This is a genomic window from Gelidibacter sediminis (assembly GCF_004364975.1).
GTDB classification, from domain to species: Bacteria; Bacteroidota; Bacteroidia; order Flavobacteriales; family Flavobacteriaceae; genus Gelidibacter; species Gelidibacter sediminis.
On the sequence record NZ_SOBW01000010.1, the window covers coordinates 25,482 to 46,145 of the forward strand.

A 20,664-nucleotide genomic window follows, 5' to 3' on the forward strand; every position below is an offset into this window, starting at 1 on the left:
TTATGCATCAATATTTGCATAGATGGCATTTTTCTCTATAAATTCTCTACGCGGCGGAACTTCATCGCCCATTAACATTGAGAAAATACGGTCTGCCTCCCCACCATTATCGATCTGAACTTGACGCAAGGTGCGGAAATCAGGATTCATAGTGGTATCCCAAAGTTGCTCTGCATTCATCTCTCCAAGACCTTTATAACGTTGAATACCTACACTACCGCCAAATTGTTCAGCCAGCTCATCGCGTTCTTTATCACTCCATGCATATTCTTTTTTCTGTCCTTTTTTGACCAAATATAAAGGGGGTGTGGCAATATAGATATGTCCGTTTTCAATCAATTCCTTCATGTATCTAAAAAAGAAGGTGAGAATTAACGTAGCAATATGGCTACCATCAATATCCGCATCACACATAATTACCACTTTATGATAGCGTAATTTTGACAGATTTAAGGCTTTACTATCTTCTTCTGTTCCAATAGTAACCCCTAACGCTGTATAGATATTTTTGATCTCTTCATTCTCAAAAACCCGATGTGACATTGCTTTTTCAACATTTAAGATTTTACCACGTAATGGCAAAATAGCTTGAAACGCTCTATCACGACCTTGTTTTGCAGTTCCACCTGCCGAATCACCCTCAACTAAAAACACTTCACATTTTGATGGATCCTGTTCTGAACAATCGCTCAATTTGCCAGGCAACCCGCCAATACTCATGACCGTTTTACGTTGAACCATTTCACGGGCTTTTTGGGCGGCGTGACGTGCTTGCGCAGCTAGAATTACTTTTTGGACAATGATTTTAGCATCTTCAGGATGTTCTTCCAAATAATCCGTCAACATTTCAGAAACTGCTTGACTTACTGATGCTGAAACTTCTCTATTTCCTAATTTAGTTTTTGTTTGACCCTCAAACTGTGGCTCTTGAACTTTTACTGAAATAATAGCTGTTAAACCTTCACGGAAGTCATCCCCTGCAATTTCAAATTTCAATTTATCCAACATCCCTGATTCATCAGCATACTTTTTAAGGGTATGTGTTAAGCCACGTCTAAAACCAGATAAATGTGTACCACCTTCATGCGTGTTAATGTTGTTTACATATGAATGTAAGTTTTCAGCATAACTTGTGTTATAAATCATTGCAACCTCAACAGGAACACCATTTTTTTCGCCCTCAAAAGCTATAACTTCTTTAATTAACGGCTCACGGTTACCATCTAAAAACTTTATAAATTCTTTAAGACCTTCTTCTGAGTGAAATGTTTCACCCTCAAACGAACCGTCTTCCTTTTTGGAACGCTTATCAATTAAATGGATTGTTATCCCTTTATTTAGATATGCCAATTCACGCATTCTGCTTGCCAAAGTGTCATAACTATATTCTAGAACGTGGGTAAAGATTGACGGATCTGGTTTAAAGGTTACAACGGTACCTCTTTTGTCAGTTTCACCAACTTTTTTAACAGGATACATTGGCTTTCCTTTCTCATATTCCTGTTCCCAAATTTCACCTTTTCTATAAACTGTGGCTTTTAAATGCTCAGATAAAGCATTCACACAACTCACACCAACACCGTGAAGTCCACCAGAAACTTTATAAGAATCCTTATCAAATTTTCCACCGGCTCCAATTTTGGTCATTACAACCTCTAATGCAGAAACACCTTCTTTTTTATGTAAATCAATAGGAATACCACGACCATCATCTTCTGTGGTGATGGAGTTATCTTCGTTAATTATAACGCTGATATTATTACAATGTCCGGCCAAAGCCTCATCAATAGAGTTGTCAACAACCTCATAAACCAAATGGTGCAGACCTCTTACACCTGTATCTCCAATATACATGGATGGACGCATACGTACATGCTCCATGCCCTCTAGGGCCTGAATGCTGTCTGCTGAATAATTATCCTTATTAAACTCTTCTTTCATATAGTATAGTCTGTTATTTATTTATTATTTTAAATCATATTTCCAATTTGTATCATTATTACCCCCCAAAATCGCTTTCAACGAAATTAATTCTGCTGGTTATAAGTCACAAAAAAAATGATACTTGCGCATCATTTTTGGATACTTACAAAGATAGTAAAAAGTGACGTCATTTGAAAGTATTTGAGACTGTAAGCGCTTAAATTATCAACATTTGTTAATTACTTAAAACCGCCTTAAAACAGTCTTAAAATGCGTCTGGAGGGGTTTTATCGAATTTTAACATCTCCAATAAACACAAAAAACCTCCAAATGGCGCAGAACGCAAATTTAGAGGTCTTAATTTTTTAAAAAATACGGCTCTAAGCCTTCACATAGGCATCAGAATGTACTTTTGCCACAGCTCTTCCGCTAGGGTCATTCATGTTTCTAAAACTCTCATCCCACTCCAATGCAATTTTAGTGCTACATGCCACTGATGCTTCCTGGGGCACGCAAAGGGCTGCTGCATCACTCGGAAAATGTTCTGCAAAAATAGATCTATAATAGAACTCCTCTTTACTAGTTGGGGTTTGTAACGGAAACTTATACTTAGCATTTGCCAATTGTTCATCAGTCACTTCATTTTCTACCATTAATTTCAGTGTATCAATCCAGCTATATCCTACACCATCACTAAATTGCTCTTTTTGTCTCCAGGCTACACTTTCCGGAAGCATATCTTCAAAAGCCTTTCGGACTACCCATTTTTCCATGCGTTCACCATTAATCATCTTGTCCTGTGGATTGATTCTCATAGCAACATCCATAAACTCTTTATCTAAAAATGGCACACGACCTTCAATGCCCCACGCTGCAAGACTCTTATTGGCCCTTAAACAATCGTACATATGTAGTTTACTCAGTTTTCTAATGGTCTCCTCATGAAATTCTTTAGCATTGGGAGCTTTATGAAAGTACAAATAGCCTCCAAATAATTCATCAGCACCTTCACCAGACAACACCATCTTAATGCCCATAGATTTGATGACTCTCGCCATTAAATACATTGGTGTGCTGGCACGAATAGTAGTTACGTCATAGGTTTCTAGGTTATACACAACATCTTTAAGCGCGTCTAAGCCCTCTTGAATTGTGAATTTTATTTCATGATGCACTGTACCTATATGATCAGCTACTTTTCGTGCTGCAGCTAAATCAGGAGACCCTTCCAGTCCTACAGAGAAACTGTGTAATTGTGGATACCAGGCCGTTTGGGTGTCATCTGACTCAATACGTTTTTCAGCATATTTTTTAGCAATTGCAGAAGTTACTGATGAATCTAATCCGCCAGAAAGTAAAACACCATAAGGCACATCACTCATTAATTGACGGTGCACAGCAGCCTCTAAAGCGTCTTTGATGACTTTAATACTTGTCTCATTTTCTTTTACAGCCTCATAGTCTGTCCATTCACGTTTATACCATTGTACAAATTTGCCATCTTTGCTGCTCAAATAATGTCCTGGAGGAAATAATTCAATTTTAGTACAATAGCCTTCCAAGGCTTTCAATTCTGAAGCCACATAAAAAGTTCCATTTTGATCCCATCCTATATAAAGCGGAATGATTCCCATATGGTCGCGTACTACAAAGTACTCATCGTTTTCAACATCATAGATGGCAAAGCCGAAAATCCCATTCATTTCATCTATAAAATCAACTCCTTTTTCTTGATATAATGCTAGAATAACCTCGCAATCACTTTCTGTTTTAAAAGAATAGTCCGGAAATTGTTTTCTCAATTCTCTATGGTTATATATTTCACCATTTGCCGCTAAAACAAAACGTTGATCCTTACTTACCAAAGGTTGTTTTCCAGACGCTGGATCTACAATGGCCAATCGTTCATGCGCCATAATGGCCTTATCATTATTATAGATACCACTCCAATCTGGTCCGCGATGACGGATTATTTTTGACATTTCCAACAATTGAGGTCTTAAATCCTCAGCTTTCTCCTTTAAGTCAAATGCACATACAATTCCACACATGATTCTATATTTTTACAATTAAATTATTATAATAGTTAGGCAAATATCCACTTATCATTCTAATAATAAAACAAAACAACATAAATATGTTACAAATTGAAACAAAAAATTTAATATGTATATCAATATAAAAGCTAGATGTTTAGATTATTAGGCGTTAATTGACAAACCCATAGCTGTTACTCTAATATTAAGTTTGTATCCTATTTAAATTATTAATCTTAAATTTAACCGATCATAAAAAAAATATACCCTATGAAAACAATAATTAAAACCTTAGTCCTTACCATGGTATTTGTATTCTCATATACAAGTCATGCTCAAAAATTCCCAGACCTGGATAAAAGCCCCATGGATGCCGCTACTTATCCTGGCAGCTATAAAATAGCTGATAAAATTATTAAGATTGTTTATAGTCGCCCACAATTAAATGGACGTGACATTGCTAAATTGACACCTAATGATGAAGTGTGGAGAACAGGGGCAAATGAAGCCGCAGAAATTACCTTCTACAAACCAGTGATGTTTGGCAACACTAAAGTAAAACCTGGCACATACTCGTTGTTCACTATTCCGGGAGAAAAAGAATGGACTGTTATTTTAAGTTCAGATATTAATGTATGGGGCGCATACACCTATAAAAAAGATCATGATGTAGCACGAATGAAAGTTCCTGCGTCTCAAGGAAAAGACATATTAGAAGCTTTTTCAATTGTTTTTGAAGAATCAGAAAGCGGTGCTGTCATGCATATGGGATGGGGCACATTAAGAGTGAGTGTTCCTATATCATTTTAAGTGCTATAAAATGTATTACAAGAAAAGAGTCTAGAAAAATCTAGACTCTTTTTTTTATGGAATATTTAAGTATTTATGTGTTTGCAAGGAGACCTTCCATTTTGGATTGGCCATGACATAATCTACAATTTCTGGCACAACTTTATCGCGTTTGCTCCATTCAGGTTGCAAATATAAAATGCATTCTTTATTAACTTTTGCGGCCTGTTCTTCCGCAAATCTAAAATCGTCCTTATTATATACAATCACCTTTAATTCATTAGCCCTTTCATAAACTCGTGGTGTGGGTAATTTTAATTTTTTAGGAGACAGACAAATCCAATCCCAAACACCAGTAAGCTCATAAGCGCCTGAAGTTTCAATATGCACTTGCAAACCTCTCTGTTTTAATTTAGAGGTCAAGGGATCCATATTCCACATTAAGGGTTCTCCACCAGTAATTACAATAGTATTACTATATTTAGCAGCGTTATCAACTATTGCATCAGCCATGGTTGGCGGATGCAACTCTGCAACCCAACTTTCTTTAACATCACACCAATGACACCCCACATCACAACCGCCAATTCTTATAAAATAAGCAGCGGTGCCTTTATGGTATCCTTCTCCTTGAATGGTATAAAATTCTTCCATCAAAGGCAACAGAAGACCTTGCGCAATTAATTCTTGTTTCTCACTTTTTGTCATAGCGTGCAAAGATACTTCATAATCTTAGAAGTTTACAGTCAGTCAATAGAAGTTTTTATTTTGCAGCTATAACGTCAATTTCAATATTGGCATTGAGTGCTAATCCGCTAGCAGCAAATGTAGTTCGCGCAGGTTTATTAGGAAAATAAGTTTTATAAACCTCATTAAATACAGTAAAATCATTAATATCATTTAAAATAACCGTACACTTAATCACTTTATCCAAAGATGTGTTGTGATGTTCAAGTACGGCTTTAATATTTGCTATGCATTGTTTGGTTTCTTCAGCAACCCCACCTTTTACCAAGGTTCGTGTTGAGTGGTCCATTCCTATTTGACCGCTTAAATATAAAAGCCCGTCATATTCTACCACATCACTAAATGGTACGTCTTTTTTTTTGGATTCGTGTGAGGTATGAAAAACAACTTCATTTACAACCCTATTACAACTAAATAAAAAGAGCATCACAAAACCGATGGACAATAGAGATTTAAGTTTCATTTTTTATCTTTTAAACTTGAATAAAATTACACTATTTTTATGCAAAATTTTAGATTAATGAGCAAAAAGGACGAGTTTTTAAGACATATACAAGAAGGAAACACCTATAAAGGCGAATTTATAACTTTGGGTTCTGCTATGTTAGACGGCGAAACCATAACGAATGCCTTTGTTAATGTACCATTGAAAACCTTAAATAGACACGGCCTTATTGCGGGTGCTACTGGAACTGGAAAAACCAAAACTTTACAAGTATTGGCAGAAAATTTGTCTGACAAAGGGATTCCGGTGTTACTTATGGACATCAAAGGGGATTTGAGTGGTTTAGCTGAGCCCAGTCCCGGACACGCTAAAATAGATGAACGCCACGAAAAGATAGGTTTATCATTTGAACCAAAATCTTTCCCCGTCGAAATTTTGACCTTATCTGAACAGGATGGCGTCCGATTGAGAGCTACAGTAAGCGAATTTGGCCCGGTATTATTGTCGCGTATACTAGATTTAACAGAAACTCAATCTGGTATTGTCGCGGTAATCTTCAAATATTGCGATGATCATAAAATGCCTCTTTTAGATCTTAAGGATTTTAAAAAAATATTACAATATGCAACCCAAGAGGGCAAAGAAGAATTTACAGATGCATATGGTCGAATTTCTACAGCATCAACCGGGGCCATACTTAGAAAGATCATAGAACTTGAACAACAAGGTGCCGACTTGTTTTTTGGCGAAACCTCTTTTGAAGTGGATGATTTATTAAGAATTGACGACAATGGAAGAGGTTATATTAACATCATTCGGTTGACAGACATACAGGATAGACCTAAACTTTTCTCAACTTTTATGTTGAGTTTACTAGCCGAAATCTATTCCACATTCCCAGAACAAGGCGATTCCGGAAGACCAGAACTGATCTTATTTATTGATGAGGCTCATTTAATTTTCAATGAAGCATCTAAAGCACTTTTAAATCAAATTGAGAGCATTGTTAAGTTAATCCGAAGCAAAGGGGTTGGCATTTATTTTGTAACTCAAAATCCTACTGATGTTCCTGAAGCGGTATTAAGCCAATTAGGCTTAAAGGTGCAGCATGCGTTAAGAGCATTTACTGCAAAGGATAGAAAAGCCATCAAATTGACAGCACAAAATTACCCCGATACTGATTATTATGATACCGCATCGGTTTTAACTTCACTAGGAACCGGAGAAGCACTAGTAAGTGCTTTAGATGAAAAAGGACGCCCAACACCCTTGGCCGCAACAATGATGCGTGCTCCAATGAGTCGAATGGATATTTTGAATGACAATGAACTGACTGCTCTATTGTCTAAATCAAAATTGGTACGGAAATATAATGAAACTATTGATCGCGACAGTGCTTATGAAATGCTGAACCGTAAGATTGAACTGGCAGAGGCTGATGAGGCAAAGGAAAAGGCAAAACAAGAATTGGAAGACATCAAGAAATCCCAATCCAAACAACGCACCAGTACCAGACGCAGCACAGCTATGAACCCAGTAGTAAAAGTGCTCACGAGTGCTACCTTTATAAGAAGTGTTTTTGGTATTTTATCAAAAGTCATGAAATCTAAACGTTAATCAACAAAATTATTCATTCAAAATCTGCTAAGGCAGATGCCTAAATTTTAAATAATGCACAAATCATTTATTTACATTGCTTTGGTTGCTCTTGTTTTAACAAGCTGCGGTAAGGACCAAGATCCTTTTTTAATTCAAAAACAAAACATTGGCAACCTAACTGATTCCACACAGGTTAAGGATGTGAAATCTGTTTTCAAAACTGATTCGGTAGTCAACTACATAGGAACTAATGAATTTACCAGAAATATGAATACTATTGAAATTTACGATAAACAAGGCACTGCCCTACTCAGTCTGTCCCCAAAGAAGAGAGCTGATTCTACAGCCGTTTTCAGCAGTGTTCGCATATTAGATCCACGTTATAAAACAGAGAAAGGAATTTCAACGGCTAGTAAGTTCAAGCATATACAAGAGGCCTATGAGATTTCAAAAATTGACAATCTCATCAATTCCATTGTTGTTAGTGTAGATGCTATTAATGCGGCCTTCACCATTGACAAACAAGAGCTACCCTCAAATTTACGCTTCGATAGGACCATGACAATAGAAGCATCTCAAATTCCGGACAATGCGAAAATTAAATATTTTTTCATCCATTGGAATTAACCCTTTAAAAACAGCAGATGAGTTCATTTTTCTCAAAACTATTAATTACAATTGCTCGAAGAAAGCTTGAGTCAAAAAATTCATCTACCTCAGTAAGCAACAAACAAGTTATTCCGCTAGCCCGTCGGATCAAGATTGAAATTGCTCACGGTATAAAGGATTACATCTATGTCCTTATTGGTGTATTTTCAGCCGGATTTGGCCTTAAAGGATTTTTATTGCCCAACAGGTTTATTGATGGAGGCGCCACCGGAATCTCGCTACTGTTGGAAAACATTACACGTATTGATCTGAGTTACCTATTAATTTTAGTCAACGTTCCATTCCTAGTACTTGCAGCTAAAACTTTTAATGTAAAATTTGCCTTAAGAAGTATTTTATCCATAGCCATTTTAGCTTTAGTGGTGCACTACATTAATTACCCTACCATTACTGAAGACCCCTTACTTATTGCTGTTTTTGGAGGTTTCTTTTTAGGATTGGGAATAGGTTTAGCTATGCGGGGAGGTAGCGTCATAGACGGCACTGAAGTGCTGGCCATTTGGCTAAGCAAGAAGCTATCCATAACCATAGGTGATGTACTCCTATTGATTAATATCATAATTTTTTCCTTTGGCGCCTATATTTTATCGGTTGAAATTGCACTTTACGCAATTCTAACCTATCTTTCTGCAGCTAAAACAGTTGACTTTGTTGTTGATGGCGTTGAAGAGTATGTTGGGGTCACCATTATTTCCAATAAACATGAGGCCTTACGCAAAATGATTACAGAGGAATTAAGACGCGCATGCACGATTTACGTTGGAAAAGGCGGATTGCGTGGTCAGGAGGAAAGCTATAATAAAGATATAATTTATACCGTTGTAACACGCCTCGAATTAGCAAAGCTTCATACTGAAATTGACAAAATTGATGCGAATGCTTTTATAATTATGGGACTCGTAAAAGACATTAAAGGGGGTATGATTAAGAGAAAGCCGATGAAATAATGTTAAATATAGAGCCCTGCAAATAAAAATTAGGACTACTAATCTTATCGATTTAAGTCGTAAACTTCTAATGCGAATTCTATAAAATTCAGCTTGTATGACAAAAAAACCCTACACAATTCAAACTTCGCCATTTGTAGTTCCTACCACTGATGGAAAAATCATAAATGAACATTTTGGGCGTGCATCAGACGGCAACTCTCAATTGAGTATTGCCCATATGATAGCGCCTGCAGGCTGGAGTGAACCTTTTCAGACGCCTGAATTTGATGAATACACATTTATAATCAGTGGTAAAAAACAGTTTATCATTGAGGGCGAAACTGTTATTTTATCTGCCGGTGAATCTATAAAAATTGATAAACATACTCGTGTTCAGTACAGTAACCCTTACACTGAACCATGCCATTACTTAGCCGTTTGTTTGCCTGCATTTTCTATTGACCTTGTAAATAGAGAAGAATAATCCTTATATTATACCTCGTTATGAAGGAAATTCTTATAAAAATCATTGGCTCCTACTACAATGTGCTAAGCTATGTATCAAAGCCTTATGCCGCCGACAAAGCATTATATTTGTTTATGAAACCACGTGCAGGTAAAATAAATGAGGAACAATCTGATTTTTTAAACACCGCATTTCAAGAAGAACTGAAATATGACAATCTTCGAGTTATGAGCTATAGGTGGTTAGGCTCAGGACAAACTATTCTGCTTACTCATGGTTGGGAAAGTAATGCAGCACGATGGAAAAGTTTAATCATTGCCTTAAAGAAAAAAGGTTTTAATGTGGTGGCTTTGGATGCACCAGGTCACGGAAAATCAGGAAGCAAAGTATTTAATGCCATTTTATATGCTGAATTTATAAATGTTGTAGCAAAACGATTTGCTCCTGATATCATTGTTGGACATTCAGTGGGTGGCATGGCCGCTGCACTCTTTCAACATAAATATCAATTTGCCAAAATTAAAAAGATAATCTTATTGGGCGCTCCATCTGAATTTCAAGATGTTATGAAACGTTATACAGATATGTTGGGGTATAACCATCGTATTGTGTCCCAATTGCACCACACTATTTTTGAACGTTTTGGCAACACCCCCGACAGTTTTTCTACGGCAAGATTTCTAGAAACAATTGAATCTGAAGGTTTGATCATTCATGACGAAGACGACCGCATTATACCGTATAATGATGCGCTATTATTAAAGAATAGTTTCAAAAACAGTCAACTTATTACTACAAAAGGCCTTGGACACTCTCTCAATGATGTTTCTGTGGCTCATCACATTTATACTTTTATTGGCGCTTAAATCCATTATATTTGTGCTATGGAAGAAAATCTAAAACGCATAAATAAGTTTTTAAGTGAAGTTGGTTATTGTTCCCGTCGTGAAGCTGATAAACTCATAGAGGCTGGACGTGTTACCATAAATGGCAAAGTACCAGAAATGGGCACTAAAATTTCTCAGAATGATGTGGTTCATGTTGATGGGAAACCAATTGAAGATACTAAGGAGAATTTTGTATATCTAGCATTTAATAAACCGATTGGTATTGTATGTACTACCGATACCCGTGTGGAAAAAGACAATATTATTGATTTTATTAAATATCCTAAGCGCATTTTCCCTATTGGCAGGTTAGACAAGCCTAGTGAAGGTTTGATTTTGTTAACGGATGACGGTGATATTGTCAATAAAATTTTAAGGGCTAGCAATAACCACGAAAAAGAATACATTGTAAAAGTTGACAAACCTATATCTCAAACATTTATTGAACGCATGTCTAATGGCGTTCCAATTTTAGACACCATAAGTAAGAAATGTGAGGTAAAAAAATTAAGCACTTATGAATTCAGCATCATTTTAACACAAGGTTTAAATAGGCAAATTCGACGCATGTGTGAATACTTAGATTATGAGGTAGAAGCTCTAAAACGTATTCGGATTATGAACATAAAACTGGATATGCCCGTTGGCGAGTATAGAGAATTGACTGTTGCCGAGTTCAAAGAACTCAACCTCTTGCTTTCTGATTCTACCAAAGATGTTGCAGAAGTAAAGCTATCGTCTCAAAAAAAGAGGAAATAAGTTACATTTTGTTGTTAATGAATTATAATTTTATGATCCAATTGTAAATTAAAAACCGAAATTAGAGTAATTTTAAACCATATAAATTATAAACTAATAATTATGATTAAAATCTTAGCATTAATATTGACTATCGGAGGTATGATTGCCTTAATTTTAGGCGTATTGGGAATCTTCGGAAATAACTTTACCCAATTAGATCCTTGGGCACTTACCATTTTAGGCGGCGTTTTCTTTATTGCAGGTGTATCTATGCTGAAATATAGAAAAGACGAACCAACAACATAAACTATGAGTTCAGATCTATCCCCTTTCCACATTGCCATTCCAGTACATAACCTAGAAGAATGTAGATCCTTTTACAGAGATATTTTGAATTGTGAAGAAGGTAGAAGTTCTGACCATTGGGTTGACTTTAATTTTTTCGGTCACCAATTAGTCATACATTATAAAGAAAAATCAGCTGAAGAGCCTCACACTAATAGTGTTGATGGCAAAAGTGTTCCGGTACCGCATTATGGCGTGGTACTGCCATGGAACGTTTTTCAGGAATTTTCAGAAAGTTTATCACATAAGGGAGTAGAGTTCATTATTGAGCCCTATATCCGTTTTGAAGGACAGGTTGGAGAACAAGCTACCATGTTTTTTAAAGATCCAGCTGGCAACGCATTGGAATTTAAGGCGTTTAAAGATCGGAGTCAATTATTTGCCAAGTAATCTTCATTGACTCCATCTATCTAAAGTTGTATTATCTGTCAATTAAGAATTTCGTATAGATTGAGAATATCTATTAACAATATAGAATGGCAAATAGATAATTAAAAAATAAGGAATAAGAATAAGCTGCACTACAAAAATATAAAGTGGCCATTCACCAAAATAATCTAATAATGATGCTGATTTTGGTTTTTGATTAAGGTAAAAATAATTCGCATTTAGAAGGTAATTAATACCAATCATTACTAACACATATACTTGAATTGCCAATATGCTCTTAAATATACTCTTAAATGTGGGTGCCATCCTGTAGACGAAAATAGCATAAAAAATCACCACCATCAATCCTAAGTGGACTGCCCAATACCTTAAGTAATCAAATGAGGGGAATCCTATGGCAATATCAGGTGTGAGTATGGCTTGAAATGTCCCGGCGATAATCCAAAACACAAGTATTTCAAACATCCAATATTTTCTATAATGTGTAAATATGGGCATTATAATAGCCAGTAAACTACAGAGATATAATGGCAGATCTTTTTGAAGATTATAATTACCAAGACTATATTTGTGCAGATGAAATATAATGACCGTTAGGGATATTAAAACGGCAAACACATGAATCAACAGGTTTTGTCTTGGTGCCGTTAGTTTTTTATTGGAATAATAAATTAAACCGCTTCCAAATATAAGTCCAATTAGTATCGGCATGACATGCTCAGTACTCCCCATAGCCACCCTTTTAAAAACTAAGGACACTACAGAAGGTATAATTTGGCTCATCAATTAAGGCTTATTTCATTTGGCGTTCTCTTGCCAACAAGGTGTTTTTAAGTAACATGGCAATGGTCATTGGCCCAACACCACCTGGGACTGGAGTAATAAAACTGGCCTTTTTACTCACGTTTTCAAAATCCACATCACCAGTTATCCTGTACCCCTTCTCGGTAGAATCGTCAGGAACTCGCGTGATACCCACATCAATAATAACGACATCATCTTTAACCATTTCGGCTTTCAAAAAATTTGGCACACCTAAGGCGGAGATAATAATATCAGCTTGAGAAGTAATTTGGGTGATATTTTTAGTATGACTATGTGTTAAGGTTACGGTCGAATTCCCTGGAAAACCCTTCCTACCCATTAAGATACTCATAGGTCTCCCAACAATATGGCTACGTCCAATTACAACGGTGTGCTTACCTTGAGTGTCAACACCATAACGGTCTAATAACTCTAAAATACCAAAAGGCGTTGCAGGAATAAAGGTAGACATATCTAAAGCCATTCTACCAAAGTTCATTGGATGGAAGCCATCTACGTCCTTATCAGGGTTAACCGCTAAAAGCACCTTTTGAGTGTCAATTTGTTTTGGCAGTGGCAACTGAATGATAAAACCGTCAATATCAGGGTTGTCATTCAATTCATAGATCTTGTCCAATAATTCTACTTGACTTGTTGTATTGGACAGACGGACCATGGTAGAGTCGAACCCTACGCGTTCGCAAGCGCGCACTTTACTAGCAACGTAAGTTAAGCTTGCACCGTCATTACCTACTATAACGGCAGCAAGATGAGGCACTTTTTCGCCATTGGCCTTCATTTTTTTTACTTCTTCGGCAATTTCATTTTTAATGTCATTGCTTATTTTTTTTCCGTCTAGTAGAACCATTATTTTATTATTTATTTAGCCTGGTATTGGAGTATTATTTGTTGTAAAATGTCGAGGGGGGGGGGTACAGTATTTAAATAGCTGTTCATGATAAATATTACCGAAGAGCTCTATCTCATGTTTTTCATTGCCTGCATCATCGCTTTTCCTTTGCCGCCCTGCATCATCTTCATCATCTTACTCATTTGATTGAATTGTTTCAGTAACTGGTTTACTTCTTGTACAGAAGTCCCAGAACCTTTACCAATACGTTTTTTTCTACTTGCATTGATTACTGAAGGGTTAGTACGTTCCAATGGTGTCATAGAATGGATGATGGCTTCAATACCTTTAAACGCATCGTCATCAATATCAATATCCTTCATCATTTTTCCAGCACCGGGAATCATTCCCATAAGGTCTTTCATATTCCCCATCTTTTTGATCTGCTGAATTTGAGTCAAGAAATCGTCAAAACCAAATTGATTTTTTGCGATTTTTTTCTGAAGCTTGCGGGCCTCCTCCTCATCAAACTGCTCTTGTGCACGTTCAACAAGAGACACGACATCTCCCATCCCTAAAATACGGTCTGCCATACGTGACGGATAGAACACATCTATAGCTTCCATTTTCTCCCCTGTACCAATAAACTTAATTGGTTTATTAACGACAGATTTAATCGAAATAGCAGCACCACCACGAGTGTCTCCATCTAATTTGGTAAGAATAACACCATCAAAGTTTAAGACGTCATTAAAAGCTTTGGCTGTATTAACAGCATCCTGACCTGTCATGGCATCAACTACAAACAAAGTTTCCTGGGGCTGAATGGCCGCATGAATATTAGAAATCTCCTTCATCATGGCCTCATCAATTGCTAAACGACCAGCGGTATCAATGATGACCACATTATGTCCATTAGCTTTTGCGTGCGCAATACCGGCTCTTGCAATAGCCACAGGGTCTGTATTTCCTTTATCACTAAATACCTCAACATTTATTTGATCCCCCACAACATGCAATTGGTCTACCGCAGCAGGACGGTATACATCACAGGCCACCAATAATGGTTTTTTAGTTTTCTTATTTTTAAGATAGTTGGCCAGTTTTCCAGAAAACGTTGTTTTACCAGAACCTTGTAAACCGGACATTAAAATGACACTTGGGTTTCCTGAGAGATTAAGACCTTCAGCATCGCCACCCATCAATCCAGTCAGCTCATCTTTGACCAACTTTACCATCAATTGGCCCGGTTGCAATGTGGTCAATACATCTTGACCCAGTGCTTTTTCCTTTACCGTATTGGTAAATTCTTTCGCAATTTTAAAGTTGACGTCGGCGTCTAGTAGGGCTCTTCGAACCTCTTTTAAGGTTTCAGCAACATTAACTTCAGTAATGCTTCCATGTCCTTTTAGAACGTGTAAGGCTTTATCTAACTTTTCACTTAAATTATTAAACATAGGGTTTCAGTGTTCTTTTTGCGACAAAATAGACCGCAAGAATTAAATTTTGAGTTGCAAATTTACGTATTTGATGGCTATTTTTAAAACCATGCGTGCATTAAATTACATGCGCTCAGGAACATCAATTCCCAACAGGCTAAAGGCATTTTTAATTGTAACAGCCACTTTACGTGAGAGTGCTACCCTAAACGCTTTTTCATTTTCGTTTTCCGCGCCCAGAATGGAAACATTTTGATAGAAAGAATTAAATTCCTTCACCAAATCATAGGTATAGTTGGCTATTAAGGCTGGACTATGGTTTTCTGCCGCATTTTGAATAACTTCAGGAAATAACAGCAATTGCTTGATAAGCTCTTTTTCCTTTTGATGAAGTTGAATGGATTGAATATCTAAAGTTGAATTGGCATCAGCTTTTCTTAAAATGGATTGGATTCTCGCATAGGTATATTGAATAAATGGACCGGTATTACCTTGAAAATCGATAGATTCCTTCGGGTCGAAAAGAATTCGTTTTTTAGGATCAACTTTTAAAATATAATATTTTAAAGCGCCCAACCCGATCGCTTTGTAAAGTTCTTGTTTTTCTTCAATAGAATAGCCTTCCAATTTTCCTAGCTCCTCAGAAATTTCTTCCGCCGTTTTTGCCATTTCAACTATCAAGTCGTCAGCATCAACAACAGTCCCTTCCCTACTCTTCATTTTACCTGAAGGCAAATCGACCATTCCATAACTCAAATGGAACAAGTTTTCAGCCCATTCAAACCCAAGTTTCTTAATTATTAAAAACAAGACTTGAAAGTGGTATTCTTGCTCATTACCAACTGTGTAAACCATACCTCCAACATCAGGAAAATCTTTAACCCGCTGAATGGCGGTTCCAATATCTTGGGTCATATAAACAGCGGTACCATCAGCTCTAAGCACAATTTTTTCGTCCAATCCATCCGCTGTTAAATCGCACCAAACGGAACCGTCTCCCTTTTTAAAAAATACGCCAGACTTTAAACCTTCCGCAACAAATTCCTTACCCAATAGATAGGTTTGACTTTCATAATACAGATTATCAAAATCAACACCCAAATTTTTATAAGTTTCATCAAACCCTTCATATACCCAAGCATTCATGGTTTCCCACAGCGTCACAGTTTCTGCATCGCCAGCTTCCCACTTTTGGAGCATTTCTTGGGCTTCTAATAATATAGGCGCCATCTTTTTAGCTTCCTCCTCCGTTTTACCTTGAGCAATTAAGTCTTGAACTTCCTTTTTGTACTCCTGATCAAATTTTACGTAATAATTACCAACAAGCTTATCACCCTTTAGTCCTGAGGAATCTGGCGTCTCATTGTTGCCAAAACGTTTCCAAGCCAACATACTTTTACAGATATGAATACCCCTATCATTAATAATTTGGGTTTTATACACTTTTTTACCAGATGCTTTTAATATTTCTGAAACACTATAGCCTAATAAATTATTTCGGATATGTCCTAGATGCAATGGTTTATTTGTGTTTGGGGAAGAATACTCCACCATCACAGCTTTGTTTTCTGGTTGCACCTCAACAAAACCGAAGGCATCGTTATTTTTAATAGTTTCAAAAACTTCAAGGTAATACATCGTATCTATCTCTATATTTAAGAATCCTTTGACAACGTTGAATGACTTGATGAGTTTTAATTCTTCCAATAGATATTGGCCAATTTGCTGTCCTATTTGAACAGGATTCCCTTTTACCACTCGCAACATAGGAAAAACAACCACTGTAATATCGCCCACAAACTCCTTACGGGTTGATTGTAATTCAACCGATTCCAAATCTGCATTAAAAAGTGAACGTACTGCTTGTTTTACGTGATGTGATATGGTTTCCTGAAGATTCATTTCGTGTTAATTTTAAGTCTGCAAAGATACAGTTTTAATTAAAATTATGGGTTAGCTCATCTGGGATAATTATTGAAATCATATCACAGCATCTTAATGTTGAGATAATTATTAAAGATCCGTTAATACTGTGCAGTTAAACGAGTTATATTTTGATGTTAACTTTAAAAGTGTATTTTTGAAGCTAGCTAAACCAAGCCTAAATAAAACACACTACTTAACCGCCTATTAATCAACCACATGTATGCACGAGAGAATTTTCAGTAAACCAACATGCATTTCAACGACAAAACTGTTGTTTTTCCAAGATATTTACCATTCATCGGAAATCCTAGAAAACCATTGAAAGTGAGTAGTCACTTTAACTAATTTTTTGGTATTAAAACCTAAAAATTAGTTCAAGTAAACCCTTTTAGTCATTTTTGATCAGCTATTAATCAAGGTCTAAACAACGTTGATAAAACTTATAGAATCCTTAACATTATTGTTATTGTATTTTGTGAACGTGCCGCACCTCTCCCTCAAGGCTAGCTCTTATCACATCAACATTACAATTTATAACTAATTGCAAAAAAAATGAAACGATTAATCTCGTTAGCTGCCTTTTTTGCTGTCTTTTATGGTCATTCTCAGACTAAAGAGATAGATAGCCTTGCTATACAATTAGCTTATCAAAAACAAGATTCGTCTAAGGTAGACACTTCCATTGACCTCATCAAAGCACTTTACAAAACCGAGGAATACAAAAAAGCCCTATTGTATATCTCGGAAACAGAACAACTATCGCAATCAATTAACTACGCTAAAGGTGTTGCAGAAGCCAATTATTATAAGGCTTTAATTTACGCTCAAAAAAACGACTATTATAACGCCATAGATCATTTCAACAAATCAAAAAAGATCTACCTAGAACTTAAAGATACTTTAGGTATTGCAAAAGTGAGCAATAGTATTGGGTTGATTGAAATAAAGAGAGGCAACTACCGTATTGGTCTTGCCAACTCTCTATCTGCCATAAAAATATTTGAAGAGCGCAACTTAAATGAAGATCTCAGCTTAGCATATAACAACCTGGCAGAAGCGTACCTAAAGACCAACCAAATTGATAAGGCCCTAGAATTCAATCTAAAAACCCTGCGAATTAGAGAGCGTTTACAAGACAGTAGCGGCATTAAAATGTCCACAAAAAATATTGCACAATTATACTCTGAACGTAAGGAACACCGTAAGGCCATTGAATATTATGAGGATGTATTGGCAATGCTAAACACTACCACGGACCAGTCTTTAAGAGGCGAAATCCTACCGAGAATAGGAGATGAATATCTCAAATTTAGAAATTTTGATAAGGCCGCATCGTATTTAGTTGAAGGCTTAAAGTACAATAGAAAGGCAAATAATAAAGACGGAATTTTACGGGCACTCAATTCGATTGGCGCATTAAACCTTGCACTCAATAAGACTAAACTTGCTGAAAGTCAAATTTATGAAGCCCACGAGTTGGCTAAATCTGCCGGAAACAATGAAGAATTATTAAAAAACTACAAACTGTTAATGGCATTGGACTCTACAAAAGGGCGATTCCAAAATGCCTATGGTTGGCAACGCGAATACTACAGTTTAAAACAACAATTAGAATCTGACCACCAACCACAACTGCCAGACTCAAATGGTATTCTTGAAGACTCTCTGCTTTCTGTATCTGACAGCGATACTGTTGATTCCGAAATTGAAACCTTAGATGCGCCAAACAATACGAAACAGGTAAAAAATCTTAAACTCCTTTCGTATGCCTTAATTGTTGGTTTTGTAGGAGTTTTAACTGTTCTATTACTCATCTATCTCAAACGAAAAAACACCATCAAATATACCCAAGAATTAGAAGAGAAGAACAAACAAATCCAACTCCAAAATGACGCTATTTTAGAACAATCGCACCACTTGGAAGAAACCAATAAAGTTAAAGACCGCTTATTTTCTATTGTTTCTCACGATCTAAAAGATTCCATCTCATCTATTAAAGGATTTTTAGATTTATTGAAGGAGGACAGCATAAGCAGGGAAGAGTTTGACGAATTAATCCCTGAACTTAGTGAAAACGCAAATAATGCATCCTTATTATTATTCAATTTATTGAACTGGTCCAAATCACAAATGCAAAATCTGAAACCTAAACCTGAACTGTTTAACATTCAAGATATATTCCAGAGTAAGATTAATCTTGTCGATCAGAAGATAGAACAAAAACGAATTGTGGTTATAGACGAATCGCAACACGAGTTGGTCTACGCCGATAAGAGCATGGTTGAAATTATCATTCAAAATTTAATTACCAACGCTGTGAAGTTTAGTCGCGTTGGTGATATTATTACTGTTTCCAATAAAGATGTTGGTGGAAAATCTTTAATTTGTGTAGAAGACACGGGCGTTGGAATAACCAAAGAAAACTTGGCAAAATTGTTTCAGAACAACAACTTTACTACCGTGGGCACCCAAAATGAAAAAGGTACCGGTTTAGGGTTGACCATATGCAAGGAGCTGGTAGAATTAAACCATGGTCGTATTTGGGTAGAAAGCACACCCAATGTAGGCACCAAGTTTTATGTGGAACTTCCTAAGGCAAAGCTAGTAGAATAAAGAAATGGGCCTCAATACAAATATAACTTGAAGCTCCTAAATACTATGCTTTTGGCAAAAACACTTCAGCCATCATGCAGCGTGCACTTCCTCCACCACAAGTTTCTATTGTCTCCAAATCACTGAAAAGGATATCACAATGTGCTGACAGCTTCTCAATTTGATGAGTGGTTAAGCTCTCGTGGGCAGCTTTACTCATTACCAGATAACATTTACCCGCAGCTCCGCTCACCTGCAACATATTGCCCGCAAAATGATGCATTTGTTTTTCTGTTATGGCAATAATCTCCTTACCATCTTCTTTCAGATGTTTCATCACATTTTTACGTTCCTTTTTGTCGTCGATACTATCTAAACAAATAACCGCAAAAGTTTCCCCAATACACATCATTACATTGGTATGATATATTGGTAAACGCTGGTTATCTACAGTTTGGTAGGCTGTAAACACAATTGGGTGGTAATCAAAATCTTCACAAAATTCAATAAATAAATCTTCATCAGCTCTAGGCGAAAGGGCACAATACGCCTTGCCATTTGCACGGTCTAAGACAATACTTCCAGTACCTTCCAAAAATAGATGATCATCTTCTGCACTGGTATAATCAACAATGTTTTCAATTAAAAAGCCTTCATCTTCCAATCGTGCAAACAACTCTTCACGACGTTCCTTTCTTCTATTTTCGGCAAACATGGGGTACAGCGCTAAGTCTCCATTTTCATGAAAGCTAACCCAATTATTCGGAAAAATAGAATCCGGTGTATCGTTCAACTTATCATCATCTTCAACTATAACCGTCACTCCAACAGCACGTAATTTCTCCACAAAAGCATCAAACTCGGCTTGTGCTTTCTTATTAATTTCAGAATTTTTGAGTTCTAAATCTTCCTGAAAATAATTATTGACTGCCGTTTGTTCGTTCATCCTAAAATTAACAGGACGAATCATTAAAATGGTATTTGTGGTTTGTTGCATATTGAAGTAAATTTTATGCCGGCAAAACTAGTTTAAATTCATTAATTTTGGAAACGTATATGCTTTTAATTCAATTTATACGTTCAAGAT

19 protein-coding genes are annotated in these 20,664 nt (G+C 36.4%); 10 read left to right on the top strand and 9 right to left on the bottom strand.

The features are described 5' to 3' along the window. Entirely contained in the window at positions 1-1,941 is a 1,941-nt protein-coding gene (gene gyrB / locus BXY82_RS13920; RefSeq protein WP_133758851.1) for a DNA topoisomerase (ATP-hydrolyzing) subunit B, read from the bottom strand. Positions 1,942-2,303: 362 nt separating this feature from the next. Next, positions 2,304-3,974 carry an asparagine synthase B gene (asnB, locus tag BXY82_RS13925; RefSeq protein ID WP_133758852.1) on the bottom strand — a complete coding sequence of 557 codons (1,671 nt, stop codon included), beginning with the start codon at positions 3,972-3,974 and terminating at the stop codon, positions 2,304-2,306. A 255-nt stretch (positions 3,975-4,229) separates the two neighbouring features. Here asnB and BXY82_RS13930 point away from each other — a divergent pair, with 255 nt between their 5' ends. Then, on the top strand, positions 4,230-4,769 hold the full coding sequence (locus BXY82_RS13930) for a DUF2911 domain-containing protein (protein ID WP_133758853.1): 540 nt from the start codon (positions 4,230-4,232) through the stop codon (positions 4,767-4,769). A gap of 54 nt (positions 4,770-4,823) precedes the next feature. Here the strand turns inward: BXY82_RS13930 and BXY82_RS13935 are convergent, their stop codons facing one another. Further along, a complete protein-coding gene (locus tag BXY82_RS13935) occupies positions 4,824-5,456 on the bottom strand; it encodes a 7-carboxy-7-deazaguanine synthase QueE (protein WP_133758854.1) in 633 nt (210 codons plus the stop codon). A 55-nt stretch (positions 5,457-5,511) separates the two neighbouring features. Next, on the bottom strand, positions 5,512-5,958 hold the full coding sequence (locus tag BXY82_RS13940) for a RidA family protein (protein WP_133758855.1): 447 nt from the start codon (positions 5,956-5,958) through the stop codon (positions 5,512-5,514). A gap of 57 nt (positions 5,959-6,015) precedes the next feature. Between BXY82_RS13940 and BXY82_RS13945 the strand changes: the two genes are divergently transcribed. The 8 genes from BXY82_RS13945 (at position 6,016) to BXY82_RS13980 (ending at position 11,966) form a co-directional block, all read left to right on the top strand. Continuing rightward, positions 6,016-7,557 carry a helicase HerA-like domain-containing protein gene (locus BXY82_RS13945; RefSeq protein WP_133758856.1) on the top strand — a complete coding sequence of 514 codons (1,542 nt, stop codon included), beginning with the start codon at positions 6,016-6,018 and terminating at the stop codon, positions 7,555-7,557. A 54-nt stretch (positions 7,558-7,611) separates the two neighbouring features. Further along, complete coding sequence (locus tag BXY82_RS13950; protein WP_133758857.1) at positions 7,612-8,166, top strand: hypothetical protein; 555 nt, start codon at positions 7,612-7,614, stop codon at positions 8,164-8,166. A gap of 17 nt (positions 8,167-8,183) precedes the next feature. Next, a complete protein-coding gene (locus BXY82_RS13955) occupies positions 8,184-9,155 on the top strand; it encodes a YitT family protein (protein ID WP_133758858.1) in 972 nt (323 codons plus the stop codon). 97 nt (positions 9,156-9,252) lie between these two features. Beyond that, positions 9,253-9,621, top strand: coding sequence for a cupin domain-containing protein (locus tag BXY82_RS13960; protein WP_133758859.1), 369 nt, complete (start codon positions 9,253-9,255; stop codon positions 9,619-9,621). Between the two features lie 20 nt (positions 9,622-9,641). Then, the gene (locus BXY82_RS13965) at positions 9,642-10,469 is read left to right on the top strand and encodes an alpha/beta fold hydrolase (protein WP_133758860.1); all 828 of its coding nucleotides are present in this window, start codon (positions 9,642-9,644) and stop codon (positions 10,467-10,469) included. A gap of 18 nt (positions 10,470-10,487) precedes the next feature. Next, on the top strand, positions 10,488-11,249 hold the full coding sequence (gene rluF, locus BXY82_RS13970) for a 23S rRNA pseudouridine(2604) synthase RluF (RefSeq protein ID WP_133758861.1): 762 nt from the start codon (positions 10,488-10,490) through the stop codon (positions 11,247-11,249). A gap of 102 nt (positions 11,250-11,351) precedes the next feature. Further along, positions 11,352-11,537: a hypothetical protein gene (locus BXY82_RS13975; RefSeq protein ID WP_133758862.1), complete on the top strand. Its 186-nt coding sequence runs from the start codon at positions 11,352-11,354 to the stop codon at positions 11,535-11,537. 3 nt (positions 11,538-11,540) lie between these two features. Next, positions 11,541-11,966, top strand: a complete 426-nt coding sequence (locus tag BXY82_RS13980; protein ID WP_133758863.1) for a VOC family protein — start codon at positions 11,541-11,543, stop codon at positions 11,964-11,966. Between the two features lie 42 nt (positions 11,967-12,008). Here BXY82_RS13980 and BXY82_RS13985 read toward each other — a convergent pair whose 3' ends face one another. The 4 genes from BXY82_RS13985 to argS form a co-directional block, all read right to left on the bottom strand. Further along, complete coding sequence (locus BXY82_RS13985) at positions 12,009-12,749, bottom strand: YwaF family protein (protein ID WP_133758864.1); 741 nt, start codon at positions 12,747-12,749, stop codon at positions 12,009-12,011. A gap of 10 nt (positions 12,750-12,759) precedes the next feature. After that, a complete protein-coding gene (locus BXY82_RS13990; protein ID WP_133758865.1) occupies positions 12,760-13,638 on the bottom strand; it encodes a bifunctional 5,10-methylenetetrahydrofolate dehydrogenase/5,10-methenyltetrahydrofolate cyclohydrolase in 879 nt (292 codons plus the stop codon). A gap of 110 nt (positions 13,639-13,748) precedes the next feature. Continuing rightward, on the bottom strand, positions 13,749-15,077 hold the full coding sequence (ffh, locus tag BXY82_RS13995) for a signal recognition particle protein (RefSeq protein ID WP_133758866.1): 1,329 nt from the start codon (positions 15,075-15,077) through the stop codon (positions 13,749-13,751). 105 nt (positions 15,078-15,182) lie between these two features. Continuing rightward, a complete protein-coding gene (argS, locus tag BXY82_RS14000; RefSeq protein WP_133758867.1) occupies positions 15,183-16,961 on the bottom strand; it encodes an arginine--tRNA ligase in 1,779 nt (592 codons plus the stop codon). A gap of 576 nt (positions 16,962-17,537) precedes the next feature. On the opposite strand from argS, the gene BXY82_RS14005 reads away from it, so the two are divergent. Beyond that, a complete protein-coding gene (locus BXY82_RS14005; RefSeq protein ID WP_133758868.1) occupies positions 17,538-19,598 on the top strand; it encodes a tetratricopeptide repeat-containing sensor histidine kinase in 2,061 nt (686 codons plus the stop codon). Positions 19,599-19,641: 43 nt separating this feature from the next. On the opposite strand, the gene ctlX is transcribed toward BXY82_RS14005, so the two are convergent. After that, a complete protein-coding gene (gene ctlX / locus BXY82_RS14010; protein WP_133758869.1) occupies positions 19,642-20,574 on the bottom strand; it encodes a citrulline utilization hydrolase CtlX in 933 nt (310 codons plus the stop codon). Between the last annotated feature and the right edge of the window lie 90 nt (positions 20,575-20,664).

What these genes read in the sequence shown, in the direction of transcription:
- gyrB (WP_133758851.1), bottom strand. Translation starts at nt 1,941, where the DNA reads ATGAAAGAAGAGTTTAATAAGGATAATTATTCAGCAGACAGCATTCAG.
- asnB (WP_133758852.1), bottom strand. Translation starts at nt 3,974, where the DNA reads ATGTGTGGAATTGTATGTGCATTTGACTTAAAGGAGAAAGCTGAGGAT.
- BXY82_RS13930 (WP_133758853.1), top strand. Translation starts at nt 4,230, where the DNA reads ATGAAAACAATAATTAAAACCTTAGTCCTTACCATGGTATTTGTATTC.
- BXY82_RS13935 (WP_133758854.1), bottom strand. Translation starts at nt 5,456, where the DNA reads ATGACAAAAAGTGAGAAACAAGAATTAATTGCGCAAGGTCTTCTGTTG.
- BXY82_RS13940 (WP_133758855.1), bottom strand. Translation starts at nt 5,958, where the DNA reads ATGAAACTTAAATCTCTATTGTCCATCGGTTTTGTGATGCTCTTTTTA.
- BXY82_RS13945 (WP_133758856.1), top strand. Translation starts at nt 6,016, where the DNA reads ATGAGCAAAAAGGACGAGTTTTTAAGACATATACAAGAAGGAAACACC.
- BXY82_RS13950 (WP_133758857.1), top strand. Translation starts at nt 7,612, where the DNA reads ATGCACAAATCATTTATTTACATTGCTTTGGTTGCTCTTGTTTTAACA.
- BXY82_RS13955 (WP_133758858.1), top strand. Translation starts at nt 8,184, where the DNA reads ATGAGTTCATTTTTCTCAAAACTATTAATTACAATTGCTCGAAGAAAG.
- BXY82_RS13960 (WP_133758859.1), top strand. Translation starts at nt 9,253, where the DNA reads ATGACAAAAAAACCCTACACAATTCAAACTTCGCCATTTGTAGTTCCT.
- BXY82_RS13965 (WP_133758860.1), top strand. Translation starts at nt 9,642, where the DNA reads ATGAAGGAAATTCTTATAAAAATCATTGGCTCCTACTACAATGTGCTA.
- rluF (WP_133758861.1), top strand. Translation starts at nt 10,488, where the DNA reads ATGGAAGAAAATCTAAAACGCATAAATAAGTTTTTAAGTGAAGTTGGT.
- BXY82_RS13975 (WP_133758862.1), top strand. Translation starts at nt 11,352, where the DNA reads ATGATTAAAATCTTAGCATTAATATTGACTATCGGAGGTATGATTGCC.
- BXY82_RS13980 (WP_133758863.1), top strand. Translation starts at nt 11,541, where the DNA reads ATGAGTTCAGATCTATCCCCTTTCCACATTGCCATTCCAGTACATAAC.
- BXY82_RS13985 (WP_133758864.1), bottom strand. Translation starts at nt 12,749, where the DNA reads ATGAGCCAAATTATACCTTCTGTAGTGTCCTTAGTTTTTAAAAGGGTG.
- BXY82_RS13990 (WP_133758865.1), bottom strand. Translation starts at nt 13,638, where the DNA reads ATGGTTCTACTAGACGGAAAAAAAATAAGCAATGACATTAAAAATGAA.
- ffh (WP_133758866.1), bottom strand. Translation starts at nt 15,077, where the DNA reads ATGTTTAATAATTTAAGTGAAAAGTTAGATAAAGCCTTACACGTTCTA.
- argS (WP_133758867.1), bottom strand. Translation starts at nt 16,961, where the DNA reads ATGAATCTTCAGGAAACCATATCACATCACGTAAAACAAGCAGTACGT.
- BXY82_RS14005 (WP_133758868.1), top strand. Translation starts at nt 17,538, where the DNA reads ATGAAACGATTAATCTCGTTAGCTGCCTTTTTTGCTGTCTTTTATGGT.
- ctlX (WP_133758869.1), bottom strand. Translation starts at nt 20,574, where the DNA reads ATGCAACAAACCACAAATACCATTTTAATGATTCGTCCTGTTAATTTT.